The organism is Cupriavidus sp. 09_S30, from assembly GCF_056930435.1.
Genome location: NZ_JBXOWI010000002.1, coordinates 2,467,575 through 2,490,781 on the forward strand (window position 1 = coordinate 2,467,575; position 23,207 = coordinate 2,490,781).

A 23,207-nucleotide genomic window follows, 5' to 3' on the forward strand; every position below is an offset into this window, starting at 1 on the left:
GCCAGCAGGAGTCCGCCATGTACGCGCGCAATGCCGCCAATGCCTACAGCCAGGTCGGCATCCAGACCGGCGCGATGAGCGCCAGCCCGCACAAACTGATCGTCATGCTGTTCGACGGCGCGCGCACGGCCATCGCACGCGCGAAGTTCCATATGGAAGACGGCGAGATCGCGGCCAAGGGCAATGCGATCTCGAAAGCGATCGACATCATCGACAATGGCCTGCGCGCCTCGCTGGACCACAAGGCCGGCGGCGAGATCGCTGCCAACCTGGAGGCGCTCTACGACTATATGTCGCGCCGCCTGCTGCTGGCCAACCTGCGCAACGATGCCGCCCTGCTGGCCGAAGTCGATGGCCTGCTCGAAGGCCTGGCCTCGGCGTGGGCGCAGATCGGCGATACGCCGCCGGCCGACGCGCACCATTCCGCCCTTGCCGTGGAGAATTGATATGCAAGCGCCCGGCCGCATCCTGCGGCACTATGAAGAAATCCTGTTGCTGTCGGAGCAGATGCTGGAAGCCGCGCGCGCCGGCAACTGGGATGCCATGAGCGAGCTGCAGCAGGTCTACGTATCGGAAGTCGACCAGTTGCGCCGCCTCGATCACGAGGCCGGGCTGGACCAGGCGGAGACCGCGCGCCGCCACCATCTGCTGGAGCGGATCCTGGCGCATGATGCCGCGATCCGCAACCTGGTCTCGCCTCAGCTGGCCCGCCTGGGCGCCCTGCTCGACAGCACGCGGCGCACCCGGGCGCTGAATCACGCCTACGGCGCGCTCGCCTGAGCGGGCGCCCCGAGTTCCGCCCCCCGCGGCATTCGCCGCTCCACCCCGAGCGGCGGCGCCCCGCACGCCGCCGGATGATCCAAGGCGTGGCCTGCCGCGCCCAGCGTACCTGCCGCCACGATGACGAGCATCCGCCCCACCCCCGATCCGGCAAGCCTGCCCCTGCCCGATAAGGGGACACGGCGCGGCGAACTGGCGCTCAGCAAGCTCGCCGCCCTGATGCCGAGCGCCGATGTCACCCAGACCGGTGCCCGCGGCACGCCTGACTCCAATCTTCGCGGCGGCGCGCTGAACGGCGTAGCCGCGCCCCTGCCGGACAGCAGCAAGGCCACGGCCAATGCCACGCCGGGCTCCACCCGCGAGACCCTGAGCTTTGCCGCGCGCACCATCCTCGACCTGATGGGACGCTCAGACGCGCCGCCACCGCGTGCCGCCGGGCGGCTGCTGCCTGCCCCACCGGCAGGCAACGCCGCCCAGGCCGCGTTGCCGGTGGCGCTGGCCAGGCTGGTCGACCGCAGCGGTCTCTTCTACGAATCCCACCTCGCCCAGTGGGTCACGGGCGCACGCACGCTGGAAAGCGTGCGCGCCGAACCACAGGCCGCCCTCGGCCGGCAGCCGCAAGGCGATGACGGCATGCCAGGGCGCGCCGCCCCCGGTACGCCGCTGCTGCCCGCGCCGGGCGCCAGTGCGCTGACCGCCATCATGCAGGCCGTGGCGGGCCGGGCCGGCGCGGCCGCCGGAAGTACCGTGCCTGAGATGGTCCGGCCGGAAGCAGATGCCGACCTGGCCTCCGGGGCGCCGGGCGATGCCCGTGCAGGCGGCAACGCCGGCCCCGTCGATGCGCGCAGCCACGCCGCTGCGGCCCAGCCGGGCCAGGCGGCGACGGCGCCAGGCAGTCCGCAAGCCCCCGGGGCCCACCCACGATCCGCGAGCGTGCCCGCCACCCAGGCCTACCGGGAGATGGCGCAGGCCGCGGCGCCGCAGCCGGAGACTCACCGTTCGAGCTGGCCTGCGCCAGCGGCACCGATGCCGGAAGCGGCCAGCGCCGGCCCCGCCGTGCATCCCGCGGCGGAAGGCTTCGTGCGCCAGCAGCTGGAGCTGCTGGCCAGCCAGCACTTCCGCTGGGTCGGTGAGGCGTGGCCGGATACGCGCATGGCGTGGGAGATCTACCGGCCCACGGTCGAGGAAGATGGCCCCGCGCGCGACACACACACGCAGGCCTGGACCACCCGCCTGCTGGTCGGCCTGCCGCAACTCGGCACCGTCGAGGTCCGCCTTTCGCTTGCCGGCGGCCGCCTCGACGCCCGGATCGGTGCGACCGAACAGGATGCGGTCGCCAGGATGGACGAGGCGCGTGCCGGCCTGCGGGCCAGGCTGGCCGCGAGCGGCATTGCCCTGGCGCAGCTCGCCATCGACACCGGCAACAGCAACGCACCAGGAGTTGGCACTTGAGCGAAGACAGGTCCTCCGAGCCGATGCCGGACAGCGACGCCTCGCGACGCGCCAGCGCAGTCGCCTTGTCCTACGATGACAAGCGCGGCGCGCCCAGGGTCGTGGCCAAGGGCTACGGCGCCACCGCCGAATCGATCATCGCCCGTGCGCACGAGGCAGGCGTCTATGTCCACGACTCGCCGGCCCTGGTCAACCTGCTGATGCAGGTCGACCTGGACAGCCAGATCCCGCCACAGCTCTATGTCGCTGTGGCGGAGCTGTTGGCGTGGTTGTATCAGCTGGAAGAACAGAAGGCCGGCGGCGCGCCCGCCCGGCCCGTCGAAGCTTGAGGCACGGGCAGCCGCCCGGCTGCGCTCAGCCGAGGTCGGGCGGCAACGACAGCTCGCGTATGACCCGGGCGGGATTGCCGACTACCACGACCCCGCGCGGCACATCCCGGGTCACCACGGCACCGGCGCCGATCACCGACCAGTCTCCAATGCTCAGGCGCGGCAGAATGGTGGCGCCCGCGCCGACGAAAACGCCCCGCCCGATCCGTACGCAACCGCATACCGAGGCACCCGGCCCGATGAAGGACGACTCGCCGACCTGCGTCTCATGGCCGATGAGCGCGCCCATATGCATGCACGCATTGTCGGCCACGCGGACGCCGGCCTGAACCACGACCGCCTCGCGCAGATAAATGCCGCGCCCTATCTCCGTCATGAAGAGATCGATGCCGGGGTGGATCAGGTTGGCCATACCGAACCCTGCCGACAACATGACCGCGCTGGTCTGGTGGCGCACCAGGCAACTGCCCGAGATCAGGTTGACGAAGTCATACTCGGACGGGTCGAAGCGATGCAGCACGTCAAAGCCGCCGAAGACCGGCAGGCCGTGGAAGTCGGTATTCTTCTTCGCCGGATCATTGTCGATATAGCCGGCGTATTCCACATCCGAATGCGGGCGCAAGCGGTGCAGGATCCGCGGCGTCTCCGGGTTGTTCGCGCCGAGGAGCAGGAGCTTCTTCTTCATTCCGCCCCCCGCGCACCTTCCAGTACGCCGAGCAGACATGCGACCACGCGGTCCATCTGCGCCGTGCTCAGGTCGTGATAGCTGGGCAGGTTGATCGCGCGGCCCGGAATATCGAAACTATTGCGGTTGGCCGGCTCGGGACGAAACGGCGGCGTGCTCGAGAGTGGGCTGAAGAAGACTCTGGCATCGATGCGCTCGCCGCCGAAGGCCGCCAGTAGCCGCTCGCACGTGACGCCGGTGGCGGCATCGAACACCGCGGTCGGCATCCAGTAGCCATTGGTGGTGCCGGCGGGCTCCGGATTCAGGCGGATCTCCGGATAGCCACGCAGCGCGGCCTGATAGTGGGCGAACACCTCGCGCTTGCGTGCCGTCAATGCCTCGATACGTTCGAGCTGTCCGCAGCCGATTGCCGCCTGGACATTCGACATCTTGTACTTGAAGCCGATGCAGTCCGGCCAGAACTGCCTTGTCTCGCCGCGCCTGCGTCCGTGGTTGCTCAGCGTGAGCACACGCTCAAACAGCTCGGGATCGCTGGTGACGAACATCCCGCCCTCGCCGGTGGTCAGGGTCTTGGTGCCATGAAACGAGAAGACGCCGAAGCGACCGCGCGCACCCGCTCGGTGGCCATGGTAGACCGAGCCGATGGCTTCGGCCGCATCCTCGATGAGCACCAGGCCGTGGCGCGCGGCGATGGTCTCCAGCGCGTCCAGATCGCACAAGTTACCGTACAGGTGCGTGGCGACGATGGCCCGCGTGCGCGGCGTGATGGCCGCTTCCACGCAGGCCGGATCCAGGCACCAGGAATCGGCCTGCACGTCCACGAAGACCGGCGTCGCGCCCAGATGCACGATCGGCGCGACGGTGGCGATCCAGTTGGTGTCTGCCAGGATCACCTCGTCCCCCGCGCCGATGCTCAGGGCCGCCAGCCCCATGTGCATGGCGCCGGTGCAACTCGAGGTGGCGATGGCATGTTCGGCGCCGATGTACGCGGCGAAGCCCCGCTCGAAGCGCTGGATATATTCGTAGCAGCGCTCACCCCAGCCGTTGGCTGCAGCATCCGTGGCGTAAGCGACCTCCAGCTCGGTGATCGATGGCTTGGTGTACAGGATGCGCGCCGGCAGTTCGTCAGGTTTCACAGGACCTCCACTTCCGGCACGGCGACCGCGAACCGGCCACCCCATTCACGAATGCAGGCCAGCTGCTGCATGATTTCCTGCTTGAGGTTCCAGGGCAGGATCAGCACCACATCCGGCCGCTGCTGCAGCAGCGCCTCCGGCGCCACAATGGGAACATGGCTGCCAGGCAGGTACTTGCCCTGCTTGGACACAGCCGCATCGGCCACGAGCGGCAGCAGGTCCGGCCGGATGCCCGCGTAGTTCAGCAGGGTGTTGCCCTTGGCCGCCGCGCCATAGGCCGCGACCTTGCGCCCGGCTCGCTTCTGGTCCAGCAGGAACCGGCACAGCCCATCCTTGACCTGGTCCGCACGCGCCTGGAACGCGAGATAGGTCGACAAGCTGCACAGGCCAAAATCGACCTCGGCGGCAAGCACGGCCGCGACCGCCGGCGCGGTGGCACGGCTGTCGTCCTCATGCGCGGCATACACACGCAGGCTGCCCCCGTGGGTCGGCAGGGTCTCGACATCAATGACGCGCAGTCCCGCCGCGGCCAGCACACGCTGAGCCGCATGCAGCGACAGGTAGGAAAAGTGCTCGTGATAGACGGTGTCGAACTGGACCTGCTCGATCAGGCGCAGCAGGTGGGGAAACTCCAGCGTGATCGTGCCGCCCGGCTTCAGCGCTGCCTTGAGCCCGTGCGTGAAGTCATTGATGTCCGGCACATGCGCATAGACGTTGTTGCCGATGATCAAGTCAGCCTGACGGCCTTCGCTCGCCAGCCGCGACGCCAGCGCGGTGCCGAAGAACTCCCGCAGCGTCGGCACGCCGACGCGCTCGGCCGCCTGCGCGGTGCTGGCGGTCGGCTCGATGCCCAGGCAGGGGATGCCGGCATCCACGAAGTTCTTCAGCAGGTAGCCGTCGTTGGATGCCACCTCGATCACGAAATTCCCGGCATCCAGTTGCAGGCGCTGCGTGATGTCGCGTGCGTAGGAGGCAGCGTGTGCCAGCCAGGTCCGGGACGTCGAAGAGAAATAAGCGTAGTCGTGGCGGAACAGCTCGTCGGCGCGCGTAAAGTCCTCGGTCTGCACGAGCCAGCAGTGCGTGCAGACGAAGAGCTTGAGCGGGAAATGCGTTTCCGGCGCGTGCAGGTCGGCGGCGCTCAGGTAGGCATTGGACGGCGGCGCGTAGCCAAGGTCCAGGAAGACATGTTCCAGCGCCGAATGGCAATGACGGCAGTTCATAGGACAATACCGGAAAATCCACAATCCAACGGAGCATGGGCGGCGTCGCGCGCCGACACCTCCGTCACTTGCAACGGCCAGCGGATGCCGAGGGCGGGGTCGTCGAAGCGCACACCCCCTTCGGCCGCGGGCGCATAGCGTGCAGTATGCAGGTAGAGCAGTTCACTGTCGGCTTCCAGGACCTGGAAGCCATGCGCGCATCCTTCGGGAATGACCAGCATGCGCCCGTTTGCCGCGCTCAGTTCCTCCCCGTGCCAGCGCAGGAAGGTAGGCGAGCCGGCGCGCAGGTCGACCACCACATCCCATACGCGCCCCCGCAGGCAGCGCACCAGCTTCATTTCGGCATGCGGCGGATGCTGGAAGTGCAGGCCGCGCAGCGCGCCCACCGCATGGGTGCGCGACTGGTTGATCTGCAACACCTGCCTGTCGCCCAGCAGGGGAGCCAGCGCATCGACACAAAACAGCCTGGCGAATGCGCCGCGATGATCGGCGAAGGGCACCGTTTCGACCACGGCCGCGCCATCGATGCCCAGCGGCAGCACGTTCATGCAGCAGCCCACGCGATGCCGGCAGCTTGCGCGGCACGGACATACTCCGCCACCTGGCAGCGCGTGGCCTGCGCGCCGTCGACGGGCGACGCGCGATACCAAGCCGCCGTTGCCGCCAGGGCCTGCTCCAGGCCCCAGACGGGGCGCCAGTCCAATGCGGTACGCGCCTGTGCGCTGTCGAGGTAGAGCAGCGTGGCCTCGTGCGGCTGCAGCGCGGAAGACACCGTCCATGCCAGCTCGGGCCAGTGCTGCCGGAGCAGGCGCAGCATGGCTTCCACGCTGCGGTTGTCTTCGGGGGCGGGTCCGAAGTTCCATGCCTTGGCACAGTCAGCCTGCCCGCACAGCAGGCGCTGCCCCAGCAGCAGATAGCCGGCAAGGCAATCGAGCACATGCTGCCACGGCCGGGTCGCACGCGGCGAGCGGATCTCCAGCGACTGGCCGCGCGCCAGCGCGCGCACCAGGTCCGGAATCAAGCGGTCTTCCGACCAGTCACCGCCACCGATCACGTTGCCGGCGCGCGCCGTAGCCAGCAGCGGCGCATCCGGCGTCGCGAAGAAGGCCTGGCGGTAGCTTGCCGCCACCAGCTCAGCACCGGCCTTGGATGCGCTATAGGGATCGATGCCGCCCAGCCGGTCGCTCTCGCGATACCCCCACGACCACTCGCGGTTCGCGTAGACCTTGTCGGTGGTCACCACCACGATGGCACGCACGCCGCCCTGCAGGCGGCAGGCCTCCAGCACATTGGCGGTCCCCATGACATTGGAGGACCAGCTCTCCAATGGATCGCGGTAGGACTGGCGCACCAGCGGCTGCGCGGCAAGATGAAAGACGATCTCCGGCCGGCTCTGGCGCACTGCCGCGCCGACGGCTGCCGCGTCGCGTATGTCACCGCGCAGGTCGGCCAGCGGCAGGTCCAGCATCTGCCAATGGTTGGGCACGGAGGCCGGCGCCAGGGCGAAGCCGGTCAGCTCGGCGCCGAGCGCCGCCAGCCACTGCGCCAGCCAGCTCCCCTTGAACCCGGTGTGTCCGGTCAGCAGTACCCGCCTGCCGGCGTAGATATTGCCGAAGGGGTTCACGCCCAGACCTTCCATGGTGCGTTCCCGCTCGCCCAGAGCTTTTCAAGCGCGTTCTTGTCGCGCAGGGTGTCCATGGCCTGCCAGAAGCCGCGGTGGATATGCGCTTGCATGGCGCCGCGAGCCGCCAGTTCGGTCATGGGCTCGGCCTCCCAGCTCGTATTGTCGTCACTCACCAGGTCGATCACCGCCGGGTCGAGCACGAAGAAGCCGCCGTTGATCCAGGCACCGTCTCCCGCCGGCTTTTCCTGGAAGCCCTGCACATCGGCCCCGTCCATCCTGAGGGCACCATAGCGGCCGGGCAGCTGGATGGCCGTGACCGTCGCCGCCTTGCCGTGCCGGTAATGGAAGTCGACGAGGCCTCGGATATCGACATCCGACAGCCCGTCGCCATAGGTAAAACAGAACGGCTCGTTGCCAAGGTACTCGCGCACGCGCTTCAGGCGTCCGCCTGTCATCGTCAGTTCGCCCGTGTCGACCAACGTCACGCGCCATGGCTCGACGTGCCTCTGGTGCACTTCCATGCGATTGTGCTTCAAGTCGAAGGTCACGTCCGACATGTGCAGGAAGTAGTTGGCGAAGTACTCCTTGATGACATAGCCCTTGTAGCCGAGGCAGATCACGAAGTCATTGATCCCGTGGTGGGAGTAGATCTTCATGATGTGCCAGAGCACCGGCTTGCCGCCGATCTCAATCATCGGCTTGGGACGCAGATGCGACTCTTCGGAGATGCGCGTGCCGAGGCCGCCGGCCAGGATCACTGCCTTCATGCGACGGCCTCCACGGCAGGCGAGGCAATGCCCGCGATTTCCCAGCGCGTGGGTAGCGGCTGCTGGTCAAGGTAGTCCAGGCCCAGGCCGAACGATTCGCGCAGGAGCGTATCCAGCGGCGTCCGGTCCACCCCGCACTCCTGCATGCGGGCGCTGAGCAGCCGGTACAGGGGCAGCGAGTACTTGCGCAGCATGGCGCTTTCGATCAGCACCTCCAGCGCGCCCTCCTTGTCACCCTCGCGATGCCTCACCTCGGAGAGGGCATAGGCGACCAGCCAGTGGCGAAGCCATTTGGCCGAGACGTTCTCCAGCAGGTTCTCCAGATGCGTATCGTTGCCGGCTTCCAGCGCCTCCACCACCGCCACGACGATGTCGCCCAGGGCATACCACTCCCCATGGAAGTAGATGCCCTCGCCACGGCAGCGCTCGAGCACCTCGGGTTGCCGGTAGGCGCCGGCGAAGCGCGCCATCTCGCCCTCGAACCAGCGGCAGAATCCGGCCGCATCGGCCAGTGCGCTTTGCTCGAACATGGTCCGGATCGACATCCGCATGGCATTGAGCTGTTCCAGGTCGGATGCCAGCGCGACCGCCAGGTCGACATAGGCCGCCTCGCTGGCGCAGGCCAGGCTGCCAAGTCCGACCGCGTTCAGGTAGGAAGTCGCCAGTCGCTCGTGGCAGGCCGATCCTGTCAGCGTGACGATGGGTACGCCCATCCATAGCGCGTCACAGGCGTTGGCGCCGCCCGTCATGGGGGTGGTGTCCAGGACGATGTCGATATGGTGGTACGTCAGGTATTGGTTGCGTCCTTCACGCGGCAGGCAGATGACACGCTCGCCGTCGATGCCCGCCTGCGTCATCCGCTCCAGCAAGGGCAGCCGCACGGCGTCATGCTGCAGTCCGGAACACTCCACAAGCAGCTTGCTGCCCGGGCAACGTGCCAGCACGGCACTCCACAGGCGCAAGCTGCGGGCGCTGATCTTGGCCAGGTTGATGCAGCAACCGAAGGTGACATGGCCGTTCGCCAGCGCCGGGGTCGGCTGGGTGCGGTAGGCGCTGGCATAGACGTGCAACGGTCGCCCCACCATCGGGTACTGCACTGCGCCGACCCGCGGCGCGCGCAGCAGGGCCTCCGTATGATGCGCCTCGTTGCCAGGCGGGTCCCAGTACGCGTCCGTGATCCGGTAGTCGATCTGCCGCATGCCCGTCGTGCCCGGATACCCGATCCAGGTCATCTGTGTCTCGGCGAGCCGGTGCGCCATGTAGCGCAGGGGCGTATTACGCGTGTACCCGCCGAGATCGATCAGCACATCGAGTCGGTCGGCTCGCACCGTGGCGACGATTTCGGCTTCCGGCTTGGCCGAGATATCGACAAAGTGATCCGTGAGGTGGCGAACCTTCTGCGTGATGTTGTCCTGCCGCGTGTTCAAGGCATAGACAAAGACCTCGACCTTGTCGTGGTCGAGATTGGCAAGGAATGGAAGGATGAAATAGGAGCAGGCGTGCGCGTGGAAGTCGTTCGACATCAGGCCCAGCCGGATGCGGCCAGCATCGCTCGGCTTGGCCGCTGCCTTGCTCCGCGCGCCTGGTGGCGTCAGCAGGGCCGCGCAGCCCTCCGCCTCGCGGCGGACGTCCAGCCCGCCCGTACCCTCGTCGAACAACATCGTAAACAGCATATTGAAGCGCACCAGCTCGGCGCGCGGCGCAATCCGGATAGCACGGCGCAGCACCGCAACCGCCTCGGCGACATCGCCGGTCTCCTTCAAGGCGTTCGCATAGTTGGAAAGTACCCCGGCGTTCCCCGGCACCAGTTCCAGCGCGCGCTGCACCGCATGCTTGGCGCCATGGTAGTCCTGCAGGTTATAGAGGACAGCCGAGTAGTTGGTCCAGGCCGTCCAGTTTCCTTGCTCGCGAGAAAGCACGTCTTCCAGCGCGGTGCGGGCTTGTTCGTATTGCCCGAAGTCCATCATCACCTCGGCGGCGACGATCTTCAGGACCTCATTGCCTGGGAACCTCTGCACCGCCGCTGCCGCAATATCGCGCGCGATCTCCTTGTTGCCCAGGTTCATATGGGCGACTGCGCGCCAATAGTAGGTATCCGGGTGATTCGGATTCTCTCGCTCTGCCAGTTCTGCGTGCCGAATGCAGTCACGCAGGCGCTGCTTCTCGAAGCAGTCCTTGGCCAGGTGCAGTTGCCGCACGAAGCGCGGGGCTTGTTGATTCTTGTACATGAATCGCGGGATAGAGGAGTTTCGGCTGGCCGCGTCGGGCGCCAGCGGCGGGCTTCCGTGTCAGCCGGGCGCCGCCCGTCAGACCGTCATATTCATCATTTCCTGGTAGGCCGCCACCAGCCGGTTGCGCACCTGCACGCCGGTCTGGAAGGAGATGTTGGCCTTCTGCATTTCGATCATCACGTCGTTGAGCGCCACGCCCGGCTTGCCCAGGTCGAAGGCCTCGGCCATGCCGTAGGCGCGCTCCTGCACGCCGTTGATGCGCTTGAGCGAGCGCTGCAGTTCCCCGGCGAAGCTGCCGGCGTCGACCGCGCCCGGCGTCGATGCGTTGGCGTTGCCGCTGGCCGCCTGCGCCAGTCCGCGCAGTTGCTGCAGCATGCCGTCAATGGGGGAAACAGTGCTCATGGCTCTCGATAGTTGTGCCGCATGCATCACCCACAACAGGCATGCACACAGGCGGCATCCTTGACTTGATGCCGAAGCGTACCCGCGCGTCCCGCCCCAAGATTGGGCGAACTCAAGCGGAAAACCCTGCCTATTCGCCCGATTGTCGGCCGGCCCCGTGGCCGATCATCGCTACGGTGCCGCTCATGGCGCGCGAGCCTGTCGCGCCCTTCCACGACGAGCGCGGCACATTGATCAACTACCGCGGGGAGTACGCGTGTTTTTTCAGCAGCGTGATCTGAGCCACATCGATGCCGTCGCCGCCCTGGCCTGTGCCAGCGGCGGCAAGCGCTGCAGCAGAGCCGGGATCGGCCTGGGGACCGGCGCATGACCGCGGCCGCCACGCTGCCAAGCCGCTCCGAACTGATCGAGCGCCTGAAGGCCAACCCTCGGCTGCCCCTGATGCTGGGCGGCGCGGCGCTGGCCGCTGCGATCGCCGTCGGCGTGTTGTGGTCGCGCAGTCCCGAATACCGGGTGCTGTACAGCAATCTGTCCGAGCGCGACGGCGGCGCCGTGATCGCCTCGCTGCAGCAGATGAACGTGCCGTACAAGTTCGCCGAGGGCGGCGGCGCCCTCATGGTGCCGGCCGACAAGGTGCCCGAGACCCGGCTGCGCCTGGCCTCGCAGGGCCTGCCCAAGAGCGGCAACACCGGCATGGAACTGATGGATTCGCAGAAGTTCGGCATCAGCCAGTTCGCCGAGCAGGTCAACTACCAGCGCGCCCTCGAAGGCGAGCTGGCGCGCTCCATCGAATCGATCTCCGCGGTGCAGACTGCCCGCGTGCATCTCGCCATTCCCAAGCCCACGCTGTTCGTACGCGAGCGGCAGAAGCCCACCGCCTCGGTGGTGCTGCAGCTGTACCCCGGCCGCGCCATCGACGAGGGCCAGGTCGCGGCGATCAGCCACCTGGTGTCTTCCAGCGTGCCTGAGCTGACGCCCAAGGCCATCTCCATCGTCGACCAGCACGGCAACCTGCTCTCGGGCAGCGGCGACAACCAGCGCATGCTCGACGCCAGCCAGCTCAAGTATGTGCAGGCGCTGGAGCAGAGCTACGCACAGCGCGTGGAGGCCATCCTCGCGCCCATCGTCGGCCAGGGCAACGTTCACGCACAGGTCACCGCCGACGTCGATTTCTCCATCGTCGAGCACACCGACGAGTCGTACAAGCCGAACCAGGATCCGACGCACGCGGCCATCCGCAGCCAGCAGACCAGCGAATCCTCGCAGCAGGGCAACCCGCCCGTCGGCGGTGTGCCCGGCGCACTGTCGAACCAGCCGCCCGCACCGGCCGCCGCGCCGATCACCACGGCGCAAGCGCCGCGTCCGGGCCAGCCTGCCCAGCCCGGCCAGCCGCCAGCACAGGCCAGCACCGCGACCACCAGCGCGCAGACCGGCCCGAGCAGCAGCCGCCGCGACGCCACCACCAACTACGAGCTCGACCGCACCGTGCGCCATGTGCAGCAGGCCCCGGGCGGCGTGCGCCGCCTGTCGGTGGCGGTGGTGGTGAACTACCGGCAGAAGGCCGGCGCCAACGGCAAGACGGTGGCCGAGGCGCTGCCCGCCACCCAGCTCAAGCAGATCGAGAACCTGACCAAGGAAGCCATGGGCTTCTCGGCCGATCGCGGCGACTCGCTCAACGTGGTCAACAGCCCGTTCACGCAGCAGCGCGACGAGACGCCCGAACTGCCCCTGTGGAAACAGCCCGACATGATCGAACTCGCCAAGTCCCTCGCCGGCTACCTGCTGCTGGCGCTGCTGGCGGTGTTCCTCTGGTTCAAGGTGGCGCGCCCGGTCCTGCGCAAGTACACCGCGCCGCCGCTGCCAGCCCCGCAGGATCCTGCAGCCACCGAGGCGGTATTGCTGCCGCCCGAGGAAACGGCCAATCCCGAGACCTTGCGCCTGACGGCCAAGTACGAGAACGACCTGGCCCTGGTGCGCGACGCGGCGCAACGCGATCCGCGCCTGGTAGCCAGCGTGATCAAGAACTGGATTGCCAATGACGACAAATAACGGCTTGCAGAAGAGCGCCATCCTGATGATGGCGATCGGCGAGGACGCAGCGGCCGAGGTGTTCAAGCACCTGTCGCCGCGCGAAGTGCAGACGCTGGGCTCTGCCATGGCGGACCTGAGCGCGGTGACGCGTGAACAGATGGCCGAGGTGCTGGGCGATTTCCGCGAGGAAACCGAGCAGTACCTGGCGCTGAACGTGGATTCCGGCGCCTTCATCCGCAGCGTGCTCAACAAGGCGCTGGGCGAGGAGCGAGCCGGCTCGATCATCGAGGACATCCTGGAATCGCGCGATCCGGGCAGCGGCATCGACTCCCTGAACTGGATGGATTCCACCTCGGTGGCCGAACTGATCCGCGACGAACACCCGCAGATCATCGCCACCATCCTGATCCACCTGGACCGCCAGAAGTCATCCGAAGTACTGGGCATGTTCACCGACCGCCTGCGCAACGACGTGATCCTGCGTATCGCCACCTTCGGCGGCGTGCAGCCGGGCGCGCTGCAGGAGCTGACCGACGTGCTGACCAAGCTGCTGGCGGGCCAGAGCCTGAAGCGCAGCCGCATGGGCGGCGTACGCACCGCGGCCGAGATCATCAACCTGATGAGCACGGCCCACGAGGAAGCGGTGATCGACGGCGTGCGCCAGCACGACAGCGACCTCGCGCAGAAGATCATCGACGAGATGTTCCTGTTCGAGAACCTGCTGCAGGTGGACGACCGCGGCATCCAGCGCGTGCTCAAGGAAATCGCCACGGAATCGCTTATCGTCGCGCTCAAGGGCGCGCAGCAGGAGCTGCGCGACAAGTTCATCCGCAACATGTCCACGCGCGCCGGCGAGATGCTGCGCGAGGACCTGGAAGCGCTGGGCCCGGTGCGCGTGTCGCAGGTCGAGGCCGAGCAGAAGGCCATCCTGCAGGTGGTGAGACGCCTGGCCGAAGCCGGCGAAGTCCAGATCGGCGGTGGCGAAGATGCCTACGTTTGAGCGTCCGGCCCGCCCCTACGGCCACGACCTGCCGGCCGCGGCCGACGCGCGCCGCAAGGCGCAGGCCGACAGTTTCGCGCCGGCCTTCGGCGCGACGGCCAGGCCGGCTCCCGTGCCCGACTTCTCCGCGCTCGACCCGCAGTCTGCTCCCGCGGCAGGTGGCCGCAGCGACTGGCGGCGCTGGCAGATGCGCTCGCTGGATCCGCGCGATCACCTGCCGCCGCCGGCGCCCGAGCTGCCGCTCGAGCCCGCGCCGCCGCCCATCGACTTCGACGCGATCGAAGCCATGCGCGAAGGCGCCCGCAAGGAAGGCTACGCCCAGGGGTACACCCAGGGCCAGACCCAGGGCTATGGCGACGGCCATCGCGAAGGCTACGCGCGCGGACTGGAGACGGCGCGCAGCGAGGCGGCACGGCTGCAGGAACTGGCCGATACCTTCCGCGGCGCGCTGACCCGGATGGACGAAGAAGTCGCGCAGACGCTGGTCGGGCTCGCACTCGACGTGGCCCGCCAGCTCGTGCGCGGCACGGTAGCGGCCGACCCGGCCACGGTGGTGCCGGCGGTGCGCGAGCTGCTGGCTGCCGAACCGTCCCTGTCGGGCTCGCCCTGCCTGCTGCTGCACCCGGATGACGTCGCGCTGGTGGAAACCCATCTTGGCGGCGAGCTGGAAGCCGCCGGCTGGACCGTTCGCGCCGACAGCGGCGTCGCGCGCGGCGGCTGTGTCGCCAGCGCCGCCAGCGGCGAGCTCGACGCCACGCTGGCCACGCGCTGGAGCCGTGTGGTCAAGGCGCTGGGCCGCACCGACAGCTGGGAGCCGCCGAATGCCTGACGCCATCGAACAGGCCACGCCTCCCAAGCCCGCCGCGCCGGTGCTGCACGGCCAGCGCTGGCGCGATGCGCTCAACGGTGCGCGCACCCAGCTCGCCGAGATCGACAGCATGCGCAGCTGCGGCAGGCTGACGCGCGCGGCCGGCCTGGTCCTCGAAGCCGTCGGGCTGCGCCTGCCGGTGGGAAGCGACTGCCTGATCGAGCTGCCGGCCGGCCAGCATAGCAGCCAGGGCCGACGCACGGCCGAGGCCGAAGTCGTCGGCTTCGGCGCCGACCGTCTCTACCTGATGCCGCAATCGGACGTGGCCGGCCTGCTGCCCGGCGCGCGCGTCTACCCCCTCGAACCCGCCCCGCTGCCTGCCGGCGACTCCGCGCCGCGCGAGCCCGGCTCGAAGCGGCTGCCGGTGGGCGACGGCCTGCTCGGCCGCGTGCTCGATGCCGCCGGCCGCCCGCTCGACGGGCTGGGCCCGATCACCGCCGCGCAAGAGGTGCCGCTGGCCGGCATGCAGATCAATCCGCTCGACCGCGCCCCGATCGAGACCGTGCTAGACACCGGCGTGCGTGCCATCAACGGCATGCTGACGGTGGGGCGTGGCCAGCGCATGGGCCTGTTCGCCGGCTCGGGCGTGGGCAAGAGCGTGCTGCTGGGCATGATGGCCCGCTACACCAGCGCCGAGGTCATCGTGGTCGGCCTGATCGGCGAGCGCGGCCGCGAGGTGAAGGACTTCATCGAGAACATCCTCGGCGCCGAGGGGCGCGCCCGTTCCGTGGTGGTGGCCGCCCCGGCCGACACCTCACCGCTGCTGCGCATGCAGGGCGCGGCCTACGCGACGCGGCTGGCCGAGTACTTCCGCGACCAGGGCCGCCATGTGCTGCTGATCATGGATTCGCTGACGCGCTACGCGATGGCGCAGCGCGAGATCGCGCTGGCCATCGGCGAACCGCCCGCCACCAAGGGCTATCCGCCCTCCGTGTTCGCCAAGCTGCCCACGCTGGTGGAACGCACCGGCAATGGCCCGGAGGGCGGCGGCTCCATCACCGCCTTCTACACAGTGCTGACCGAGGGCGACGACCAGCAGGACCCGATCGCCGACTCGGCTCGCGCCATCCTCGACGGCCACATCGTGCTGTCGCGCAGCCTGGCGGAATCCGGCCACTACCCGGCCATCGACGTCGAGGCTTCGATCAGCCGCGCCATGACGGCGCTGATCGAGCCGGCGCAGTTCGCCCAGGTACGGCGCTTCAAGCAGTTGATGTCGCGCTACCAGCGCAATCGCGACCTGATCAGCGTGGGTGCCTACGCGCCCGGCCACGATCCCGAACTGGACCTGGCCATCCAGATGCATCCGCGCATGGAAGCCTTTCTGCAGCAGGACATCCACGAACGGGCCGACTACGACGGCTCGATCGCACGGCTGTTCAGCCTCTTCCAATAGGAGTGAACATGGCCAAGCCATCCCCGCTCAATATGCTCGCCGAGCTGGCCCAGAACGACACCGATGCCGCCACGCGCGAACTCGGCCGCCTGCAGGGCCTGCGCACCCAGGCCGAGCAACAGCTCGCCGCGCTAACGCAGTACCGCGAGGAGTACCGGGCGCGGATGCAGGCCATTGCCCAGGAAGGCATGAGCGCCACGCGCTGGCAAGACTTCTCCCAATTCCTGGCTTCGCTCGATACCGCGATCCGGCAGCAGACCGAGGCGCTGGCCAGGGCCGAGGCCGACCTGCTGGCGGGCCGCGCCAACTGGCAGTCGAACAAGCGTCGCCAGAATTCCTTCGATACCCTGCTGGCACGTGCCGATGCGCGCGAGCAGGTGGTCGCCGCCCGCCGCGAGCAGCACGCCAACGACGAGTACGCCGCCCGCCTGGCCCGCGCCGCAGCGGGCCGCCACAACTGAGAGCCGCCCTCGCGGCCAGCCGCCAGACCATGATCGACATCAGCCAACTTACCGCCAGCGCCACGAAGGCCGCTAACGCTGCCAGCGCCACGAACACCTCCAAGGCCGACAACAGCGGCACAGGCTTTGGCGATGCACTTGCCCGTGCACGCGACGGCAATGCCAATGCGAAGCCGGCGGCGTCCGCCGGCAACGACGCCAAGGGCACGCGACCAGCGGACCGCGGCGCCTCGCAGGCAGACGGCGCCAAGGCACAGGATGCCGCAGCGGCGTCCGGCAAACCCGCCGGCACCGACAAGGACAAGGCGGCCGACCAGGCGGCCCAGGACAGCGCGGGAACGGCGCCCGACGCCAGCGCACTGGCCGCACTCGCCGCAGCGCAACTGGTGCCGGTGACGCCGCAAACTCCCCTGCCCGCCGGGCAAGCCCAGGCCGGCACGGTTGCCGGCGGCGATGCAGCCACCCTGCCGGCGGCTGCGGCCGGCGATACAGCGGCCAGCACGCTTGCGCTGATCGCTTCGCAACGCGCGGCAATGCAGGGCGGCGCCGCCGCGGCCACCACCGACGGCAGCGATGACGCGGGCCCCGTGCCACTGCCGACCGCACTGGAAGGCAAGCCCGGTACGCCGGCCGACACGGCCGCGGCCGGCAAGCACGATGCGCTGCAGGCTCTGGCCGCGAGCCAGGCTGGAAAGACGCGCGCGGACACCGGCGCGAATAGCCAGGGCGCCGGCCTGCAGGCGCCGGCCGATAGCACGAAGCTTGCGGCCCAGCCTGCGCCGCTAGCCCCGGAAACGGCGGCCGCCCAGCCGAAGCCAGCGGCCACCAGCGGCGCCGACACGCCGCGTACCGACGCCGCCGCGGCGCTTGCCGCTGCCGCAGGCGCCCCGGCGACGGCGCCGCTGGCGACACCGCAATCCGCTGGCTTGCCCGCAGCCACGCCGCTGGCGGTGTCGCCGCCCGTCGGCGATGCGCAATGGCCGCAGGCGCTGGGACAGCAAATGGTGCGGCTCAGCACACAGGGCAGCCACACCGCGGAACTGGACCTGAACCCGCCCAACCTCGGGCCCTTGAAGGTGGTGCTGAACGTGGTCAACGACCAGGCGCAGGCGCAATTCGTGTCGCCGCACCAGGCCGTGCGTGCGGCGGTGGAAGCCGCGCTGCCACAGCTGCGCACCTCGCTGGCCGAAAGCGGCATCCAGCTCGGCCACACCTCGGTCGGCGCCGACAGCTTCGCCGGGCAGGCCGGCAACGGCCAGCCGCAACAGCAGCGCCAGCCCTCGGGCGGCGGCTTCAGCCAGATGGCCGGCCTCGCCGATACGGCCACGGTGACAACGGCCACCGCCGCGCCGGTGCCGCGTGTGCCGGCGCGCGGCGAGATCGACACCTTCGTCTGAGCGCCCGGCGCGCGCTGGCCGTGGCGCGCGCCTCATCCTCCTGCCCGGCCGGGCAAACCCCGTTATCATGGACGGTGCGGCGGCCCCCTTTTTGGCGGCCTACTTGGCGGCCCGCCGCGCCCGGCCATGACTTTCGACCTCTTCGACGATCTCCCCCAGGACACCCCGCACGCCGAGCCGCTAGCCGCCGGCGCCACCATCCTGCGCGGCTTCGCGCGCGACGAGGCGCCCGCGCTGCTGGAGGAGGTGGCGCGCATCACCGCGCGCGCGCCCTTCCGCCACCTGATCACGCCGGGCGGCCTGCGCATGTCGGTGGCCATGAGCAACTGCGGCAGCTTCGGCTGGGTTTCCGATGAAACCGGCTATCGTTACGATGCCGCCGACCCGCAGAGCGGCCTGCCCTGGCCGCCGATGCCCGCCACCTTCCAGGCGCTGGCGGCGCGGGCCGCGCAAGACGCCGGCTTCCCCGGCTTCGCTCCGGATGCCTGCCTGATCAACCGCTACCTGCCGGGCACCCGCCTGTCGCTGCACCAGGACCGCGACGAGCGCGACCTGCGCGCGCCGATCGTGTCGGTCTCGCTGGGACTGCCGGCCATCTTCCTCTTCGGCGGGCTGCGCCGCGCCGACCGCCCGGCGCGCGTGCGCCTGGCACATGGCGATGTGGTGGTCTGGGGCGGGCCGTCGCGGCTCGCCTTCCATGGCGTAGCGCCGCTGGCGGACGGCGACCACGCGCTGTGCGGACACGCGCGTATCAACCTGACCTTTCGTCGCGCGCGCTGAGGCGCTTCAACTGACGCGCTTCAATTCTGGATGGCGCAACACGGAATGCCCGCGCCCGTAGGTGAAATACACCACCAGGCCGATGGCCAGCCAGATCACCAGCCGCGCCCACGTCACCAGCGGCAGTCCGAGCATCAGCAGCAGACAGGACAGGATGCCGAGCACCGGCACCACCGGCACGCCGGGCGCGCGGAACGGCCTGGCCGCCTCGGAATCGCTGCGGCGCAGGTAGATCACCGCTGCGCAGACCAGGACGAAGGCGAACAAGGTGCCGATGCTGACCATTTCTCCCAGCACATTGATCGGCGTGAACGCCGCGACCAGTGCCACCAGCGTGCCGATCAGCGTCTGGCTCAGGTACGGGGTGTGCAGCACGGGGTGCACACGCGCGAACATGGGCGGCATCAGGCCGTCCTGCGACATCGTGAAGAAGATGCGGCTTTGTCCGTAGAGCAGCACCAGGATCACGGTGGTCAATCCTGTCAGCGCGCCGATCTTGATGATCACGGCGAACCAGTTCAGGCCGATCGCGTCGACGCCCTTGGCGATGGGGTCCGGGACGTTGAGCTCGCCATAGGGCACGATGCCGGTCAGCACGCCGGCCACCGCGATGTAGAGCAGGGTGCAGATGATCAGCGAGCCCAGGATGCCGATCGGCATGTCGCGCTGCGGCCGTCTCGCCTCCTGCGCGGCCGTCGATACGGCGTCGAAGCCGATGAAGGCGAAGAAGACGACCGCCGAGCCGCGCAGGATCCCGCTCGCGCCGAAGCTGCCGAACTCGCCGGTGTTCTTCGGGATGAAGGGGTGCCAGTTGGCTTCGTGCACGTAGAAGGCGCCGATCGCGATGAAGGCCAGCACCACGCACAGCTTGATGGCGACCATGATGTTGTTCAGCCGCGCCGATTCCTTCGTGCCCAGCACCAGCATGATGGTCAGCGCGGCAACGATGACGATGGCCGGCAGGTTGATGACGCCAGGCACCGTGCTGCCGTCCGCCAGCTTGACCATGACACCGGGCGCCGCCGCCAGCTCCGGCGGGACCACGATGCCCACGTTCTTGAGCAGGCTGACGATATAGCCCGACCAGCCGACCGCGACCGTGGCGGCGCCCATCGCGTATTCGAGAATCAGGTCCCAGCCGATGATCCAGGCGACCAGTTCACCCAGCGTGGCGTAGGTATAGGTATAGGTACTGCCGCAGACCGGCAGCATCGCCGCCAGCTCCGAATAGCACAGCCCGACGAAGGCACAGGCGATCCCGCCCAGGACGAAGGACAGGATGATGCTCGGCCCCGCATACTGCGCCGCCGCAGTGCCCGTCAGCACGAAGATGCCCGCCCCGATGATGGCCCCGACCCCCATCGCGGTGATGCTCAACGCACCCAGCGACCTCGTCAATTGCCGGTGCTCGCCTTCGGCACCACCCACGATGTCGGCAACGGACTTCCGTGCCATCAGATCCGCAGCGGCCATGATGTTTCATCCCGATCAGATTGGGCTGGATACAAGATGGCCCTCCCCGCTGCGCAAGCCGGCGGCGACGCATTTCCGGCGACCGATCCCCTGCGTTGGCGGAACGAACCAATTTATCCAGTCTAGGACGAATCCGCTGCGGCAAGGCGCCGCGATCTCCGCGCGAAAAAAAGCGGCCCCGCGCCTTCGCGCGGGGCCGCTTGCATTGCTGCGCGGCTTGAAGCGGGCCGTGTCTTACACCGACACGGTATCCGCCACTTCCTTGAAGTCCTCGATCTGGTCGAAGTTCATGTACTTGTAGATCTTGTCGCCATTGGCGTTGATCACGCCGATGTCGGCCATGTACTCTTCCTTGCTCGGGATGCGGCCCAGGCGCGAGCAGATCGCCGCCAGCTCGGCCGAACCCAGGTACACATTGGTGTTCTTGCCGAGACGGTTGGGGAAGTTACGCGTGCTGGTCGACATCACCGTCGCACCTTCGCGGACCTGTGCCTGGTTACCCATGCACAGCGAGCAGCCCGGCATTTCGGTGCGGGCACCGGCCGTGCCGAACACGCCGTAGTGGCCTTCTTCGGTCAGCTGCTTCTGGTCCATCTTGGTCGGCGGCGCCACCCACAGCTTGACGGGGATGTCGCGCTTGCCCTCGAGCAGCTTGGAAGCCGCGCGGAAGTGGCCGATGTTGGTCATGCACGAGCCGATGAAGACTTCGTCGATCTTGGCGCCGGCCACGTCCGACAGGGTCTTGACGTCGTCCGGGTCGTTCGGGCAGGCCACGATGGGCTCATGCACGTCGGCCAGGTCGATCTCGATCACGGCGGCGTACTCGGCGTCGGCGTCCGGCTCCAGCAGCTTCGGATCGGCCAGCCAGGCTTCCATGGCCTTGATGCGGCGCTGCAGGCTGCGCGGGTCCTGGTAGCCTTCGGCGATCATCCACTTCAGCAGCGTGATGTTGCTGTTGATGTATTCGATGATCGGTTCCTTGTTCAGGCGCACCGAGCAACCGGCGGCCGAACGCTCGGCGGAGGCGTCGGACAGTTCGAACGCTTGCTCGACCTTCAGGTCGGGCAGGCCTTCGATTTCCAGGATGCGGCCGGAGAAGATGTTCTGCTTGCCTTGCTTGGCCACGGTCAGCAGGCCTTGCTTGATCGCGTACAGCGGGATCGCGTTGACCAGGTCACGCAGGGTCACGCCGGGCTGCATCTTGCCCTTGAAGCGCACCAGCACCGATTCCGGCATGTCCAGCGGCATCACGCCGGTGGCGGCGGCGAAAGCCACCAGGCCCGAGCCGGCCGGGAAGCTGATGCCGATCGGGAAGCGGGTGTGCGAGTCGCCGCCGGTGCCCACGGTGTCGGGCAGCAGCATGCGGTTCAGCCAGGAGTGAATCACGCCGTCGCCCGGGCGCAGCGAGATGCCGCCGCGGGTGCTGATGAACTGCGGCAGGGTGTGGTGGGTCTTGACGTCCACGGGCTTCGGATAGGCCGCGGTGTGGCAGAAGGACTGCATCACCAGGTCTGCCGAGAAGCCCAGGCAGGCCAGGTCCTTCAGCTCGTCGCGGGTCATCGGGCCGGTGGTGTCCTGCGAGCCGACCGAGGTCATCTTCGGTTCGCAGTAGGTGCCCGGGCGGATGCCCTGGCCTTCCGCCAGGCCGCAGGCACGGCCGACCATCTTCTGCGCCAGCGAGAAGCCCTTGCCGGAGTCGGCCGGGTTCTGCGGCAGGCGGAACAGCGTCGACGGGGCCAGGCCCAGCGCTTCACGCGCCTTGGCGGTCAGGCCACGGCCAACGATCAGCGGAATGCGGCCGCCGGCGCGCACTTCGTCGAACAGCACGTCGGACTTGACCTTGAACTCGGCGATCACTGCGCCGTTCTTCAGTGCCTTGCCTTCATAGGGGCGCAGCTCGACGACGTCGCCCATTTCCATGTTGGACACGTCGAGCTCGATCGGCAGCGCGCCGGCGTCTTCCATGGTGTTGTAGAAGATCGGGGCGATCTTGCCGCCCAGGCACACGCCGCCGAAGCGCTTGTTCGGCACGAAGGGGATGTCTTCGCCGGTGAACCACAGCACCGAGTTGGTGGCCGACTTGCGCGAGGAGCCGGTGCCGACCACGTCGCCCACATAGGCGACCAGGTGGCCCTTGTCCTTCAGCGACTCGATGAACTTGACCGGACCGCGCTTGCCGTCTTCCTCAGGCTGGAACGCAGCGCCTTCGCGCTTGTTCTTCAGCATGGCCAGCGCGTGCATCGGGATGTCCGGGCGGGTGGTGGCGTCCGGGGCCGGCGACAGGTCGTCGGTGTTGGTCTCGCCCGGCACCTTGAACACGGTCATGGTCAGGCTCTGCGGCACTTCCGGACGGCTGGTGAACCACTCGGCGTCGGCCCAGCTCTGCAGCACGGCCTTCGCGTTGGCGTTGCCCTTGTCTGCCTTTTCCTTGACGTCATGGAAGGCGTCGAACATCAGCAGGGTCTTCTTCAGCGCGTCGGCGGCAACCCCACCCACTTCGGCGTCGTCCAGCAGTTCGATCAGCGGGGCGATGTTGTAGCCACCCAGCATGGTGCCCAGCAGCTCGGTCGCCTTGGCGCGGCTGATCAGCTTGCAGCTTTCCTTGCCCAGGGCCACAGCGGCCAGGTAGGACGCCTTGACCTTGGCGGCATCGTCCACGCCCGCCGGCACCCGGTGCGTGATCAGGTCGACCAGGACCTGCTCTTCGCCAGCCGGCGGATTCTTCAGCAGTTCGATCAGGTCGGCGGTCTGCTTTGCGGTCAGCGGCAGCGGAGGAATGCCGAGCGCGGCGCGTTCGGCGACATGGGCGCGATAGGTATCAAGCATGGGAACCTGCGGTGTAATAGGGTTGCAAAAATTCACGGTGCTACGCGATTGTAGAGCGAAGTGCGCCCGCGGTCAAATGTCTTATATCTTATATAAGAGTGAAACAGCGCCCTCCAGCCAAAGAGAGAGCGCTCACATACCCGTACTCCCCTTATCCAAAAGGGATTCGCGCCGGACACCGGCCCCGGAACACGCGATGGTGCGACCCCGCGCCTGACACGCCAACCGACCGTATGGCGCGTGGCGGCGGGGCTGGCGCCCGGCCCTGCTCAAGTTCCGCTAGCGCCATTCGTTAACCTCTTAAGTGCATCCAATCCAGGCGCATGACCCGGTCCGTCCGGCTCAAACG

21 protein-coding genes are annotated in these 23,207 nt (G+C 68.2%); 11 read left to right on the forward strand and 10 right to left on the reverse strand.

Annotation, left to right across the window (positions count from 1 at the left end):
* The first annotated feature begins 17 nt into the window (after nucleotides 1-17).
* From fliS to AC1Z3O_RS31230, 4 genes are all read left to right on the forward strand, one after another.
* A complete protein-coding gene (gene fliS, locus AC1Z3O_RS31215; protein ID WP_483520611.1) occupies nucleotides 18-446 on the forward strand; it encodes a flagellar export chaperone FliS in 429 nt (142 codons plus the stop codon).
* A gap of 1 nt (nucleotide 447) precedes the next feature.
* Entirely contained in the window at nucleotides 448-780 is a 333-nt protein-coding gene (locus AC1Z3O_RS31220) for a flagellar protein FliT (RefSeq protein ID WP_483520613.1), read from the forward strand.
* Between the two features lie 120 nt (nucleotides 781-900).
* On the forward strand, nucleotides 901-2,232 hold the full coding sequence (gene fliK, locus AC1Z3O_RS31225; RefSeq protein WP_483520615.1) for a flagellar hook-length control protein FliK: 1,332 nt from the start codon (nucleotides 901-903) through the stop codon (nucleotides 2,230-2,232).
* A 23-nt stretch (nucleotides 2,233-2,255) separates the two neighbouring features.
* Nucleotides 2,256-2,561, forward strand: coding sequence for an EscU/YscU/HrcU family type III secretion system export apparatus switch protein (locus AC1Z3O_RS31230; protein ID WP_483522098.1), 306 nt, complete (start codon nucleotides 2,256-2,258; stop codon nucleotides 2,559-2,561).
* A 25-nt stretch (nucleotides 2,562-2,586) separates the two neighbouring features.
* Here the strand turns inward: AC1Z3O_RS31230 and AC1Z3O_RS31235 are convergent, their stop codons facing one another.
* The 8 genes from AC1Z3O_RS31235 to fliE all read right to left on the reverse strand — a co-directional run bounded on the left by AC1Z3O_RS31235 (nucleotide 2,587) and on the right by fliE (nucleotide 10,626).
* Nucleotides 2,587-3,246 carry a NeuD/PglB/VioB family sugar acetyltransferase gene (locus AC1Z3O_RS31235; RefSeq protein ID WP_483520616.1) on the reverse strand — a complete coding sequence of 220 codons (660 nt, stop codon included), beginning with the start codon at nucleotides 3,244-3,246 and terminating at the stop codon, nucleotides 2,587-2,589.
* Nucleotides 3,243-4,382, reverse strand: a complete 1,140-nt coding sequence (locus AC1Z3O_RS31240) for a DegT/DnrJ/EryC1/StrS family aminotransferase (protein WP_483520618.1) — start codon at nucleotides 4,380-4,382, stop codon at nucleotides 3,243-3,245. Before AC1Z3O_RS31240 ends, AC1Z3O_RS31235 begins: the two co-directional genes overlap by 4 nt.
* Entirely contained in the window at nucleotides 4,379-5,602 is a 1,224-nt protein-coding gene (locus AC1Z3O_RS31245) for a class I SAM-dependent methyltransferase (protein WP_483520620.1), read from the reverse strand. Before AC1Z3O_RS31245 ends, AC1Z3O_RS31240 begins: the two co-directional genes overlap by 4 nt.
* Nucleotides 5,599-6,150 (reverse strand): dTDP-4-dehydrorhamnose 3,5-epimerase family protein, encoded by a 552-nt coding sequence (locus AC1Z3O_RS31250; RefSeq protein ID WP_483520622.1) that lies wholly within the window; start codon nucleotides 6,148-6,150, stop codon nucleotides 5,599-5,601. The genes AC1Z3O_RS31245 and AC1Z3O_RS31250 overlap by 4 nt, the downstream gene beginning before the upstream one ends.
* Nucleotides 6,147-7,241, reverse strand: coding sequence for a CDP-glucose 4,6-dehydratase (gene rfbG, locus AC1Z3O_RS31255; RefSeq protein WP_483520624.1), 1,095 nt, complete (start codon nucleotides 7,239-7,241; stop codon nucleotides 6,147-6,149). The genes AC1Z3O_RS31250 and rfbG overlap by 4 nt, the downstream gene beginning before the upstream one ends.
* Nucleotides 7,223-7,993: a glucose-1-phosphate cytidylyltransferase gene (rfbF, locus tag AC1Z3O_RS31260; protein WP_483520626.1), complete on the reverse strand. Its 771-nt coding sequence runs from the start codon at nucleotides 7,991-7,993 to the stop codon at nucleotides 7,223-7,225. Before rfbF ends, rfbG begins: the two co-directional genes overlap by 19 nt.
* A complete protein-coding gene (locus AC1Z3O_RS31265) occupies nucleotides 7,990-10,221 on the reverse strand; it encodes an O-linked N-acetylglucosamine transferase, SPINDLY family protein (protein ID WP_483520628.1) in 2,232 nt (743 codons plus the stop codon). Before AC1Z3O_RS31265 ends, rfbF begins: the two co-directional genes overlap by 4 nt.
* A 78-nt stretch (nucleotides 10,222-10,299) precedes the next feature.
* A complete protein-coding gene (fliE, locus tag AC1Z3O_RS31270; RefSeq protein WP_483520630.1) occupies nucleotides 10,300-10,626 on the reverse strand; it encodes a flagellar hook-basal body complex protein FliE in 327 nt (108 codons plus the stop codon).
* Nucleotides 10,627-10,992: 366 nt separating this feature from the next.
* Between fliE and fliF the strand changes: the two genes are divergently transcribed.
* The 7 genes from fliF to alkB all read left to right on the forward strand — a co-directional run bounded on the left by fliF (nucleotide 10,993) and on the right by alkB (nucleotide 18,559).
* Nucleotides 10,993-12,675 (forward strand): flagellar basal-body MS-ring/collar protein FliF, encoded by a 1,683-nt coding sequence (gene fliF, locus AC1Z3O_RS31275; protein ID WP_483520632.1) that lies wholly within the window; start codon nucleotides 10,993-10,995, stop codon nucleotides 12,673-12,675.
* Nucleotides 12,662-13,657, forward strand: a complete 996-nt coding sequence (gene fliG, locus AC1Z3O_RS31280) for a flagellar motor switch protein FliG (protein WP_483520634.1) — start codon at nucleotides 12,662-12,664, stop codon at nucleotides 13,655-13,657. Before fliF ends, fliG begins: the two co-directional genes overlap by 14 nt.
* Nucleotides 13,644-14,486 carry a flagellar assembly protein FliH gene (gene fliH, locus AC1Z3O_RS31285; RefSeq protein ID WP_483520635.1) on the forward strand — a complete coding sequence of 281 codons (843 nt, stop codon included), beginning with the start codon at nucleotides 13,644-13,646 and terminating at the stop codon, nucleotides 14,484-14,486. Before fliG ends, fliH begins: the two co-directional genes overlap by 14 nt.
* Complete coding sequence (gene fliI, locus AC1Z3O_RS31290) at nucleotides 14,479-15,921, forward strand: flagellar protein export ATPase FliI (RefSeq protein WP_483520637.1); 1,443 nt, start codon at nucleotides 14,479-14,481, stop codon at nucleotides 15,919-15,921. Before fliH ends, fliI begins: the two co-directional genes overlap by 8 nt.
* A gap of 8 nt (nucleotides 15,922-15,929) precedes the next feature.
* On the forward strand, nucleotides 15,930-16,382 hold the full coding sequence (gene fliJ, locus AC1Z3O_RS31295; RefSeq protein ID WP_483520639.1) for a flagellar export protein FliJ: 453 nt from the start codon (nucleotides 15,930-15,932) through the stop codon (nucleotides 16,380-16,382).
* 29 nt (nucleotides 16,383-16,411) lie between these two features.
* A complete protein-coding gene (locus AC1Z3O_RS31300) occupies nucleotides 16,412-17,779 on the forward strand; it encodes a flagellar hook-length control protein FliK (protein ID WP_483520641.1) in 1,368 nt (455 codons plus the stop codon).
* A gap of 126 nt (nucleotides 17,780-17,905) precedes the next feature.
* Complete coding sequence (gene alkB, locus AC1Z3O_RS31305) at nucleotides 17,906-18,559, forward strand: DNA oxidative demethylase AlkB (RefSeq protein WP_483520643.1); 654 nt, start codon at nucleotides 17,906-17,908, stop codon at nucleotides 18,557-18,559.
* Nucleotides 18,560-18,565: 6 nt separating this feature from the next.
* On the opposite strand, the gene AC1Z3O_RS31310 is transcribed toward alkB, so the two are convergent.
* Both AC1Z3O_RS31310 and acnB read right to left on the reverse strand, forming a co-directional pair.
* Entirely contained in the window at nucleotides 18,566-20,032 is a 1,467-nt protein-coding gene (locus AC1Z3O_RS31310) for an amino acid permease (protein WP_483520644.1), read from the reverse strand.
* A gap of 234 nt (nucleotides 20,033-20,266) precedes the next feature.
* Nucleotides 20,267-22,858, reverse strand: a complete 2,592-nt coding sequence (acnB, locus tag AC1Z3O_RS31315; protein ID WP_483520646.1) for a bifunctional aconitate hydratase 2/2-methylisocitrate dehydratase — start codon at nucleotides 22,856-22,858, stop codon at nucleotides 20,267-20,269.
* Nucleotides 22,859-23,207: the final 349 nt, after the last annotated feature.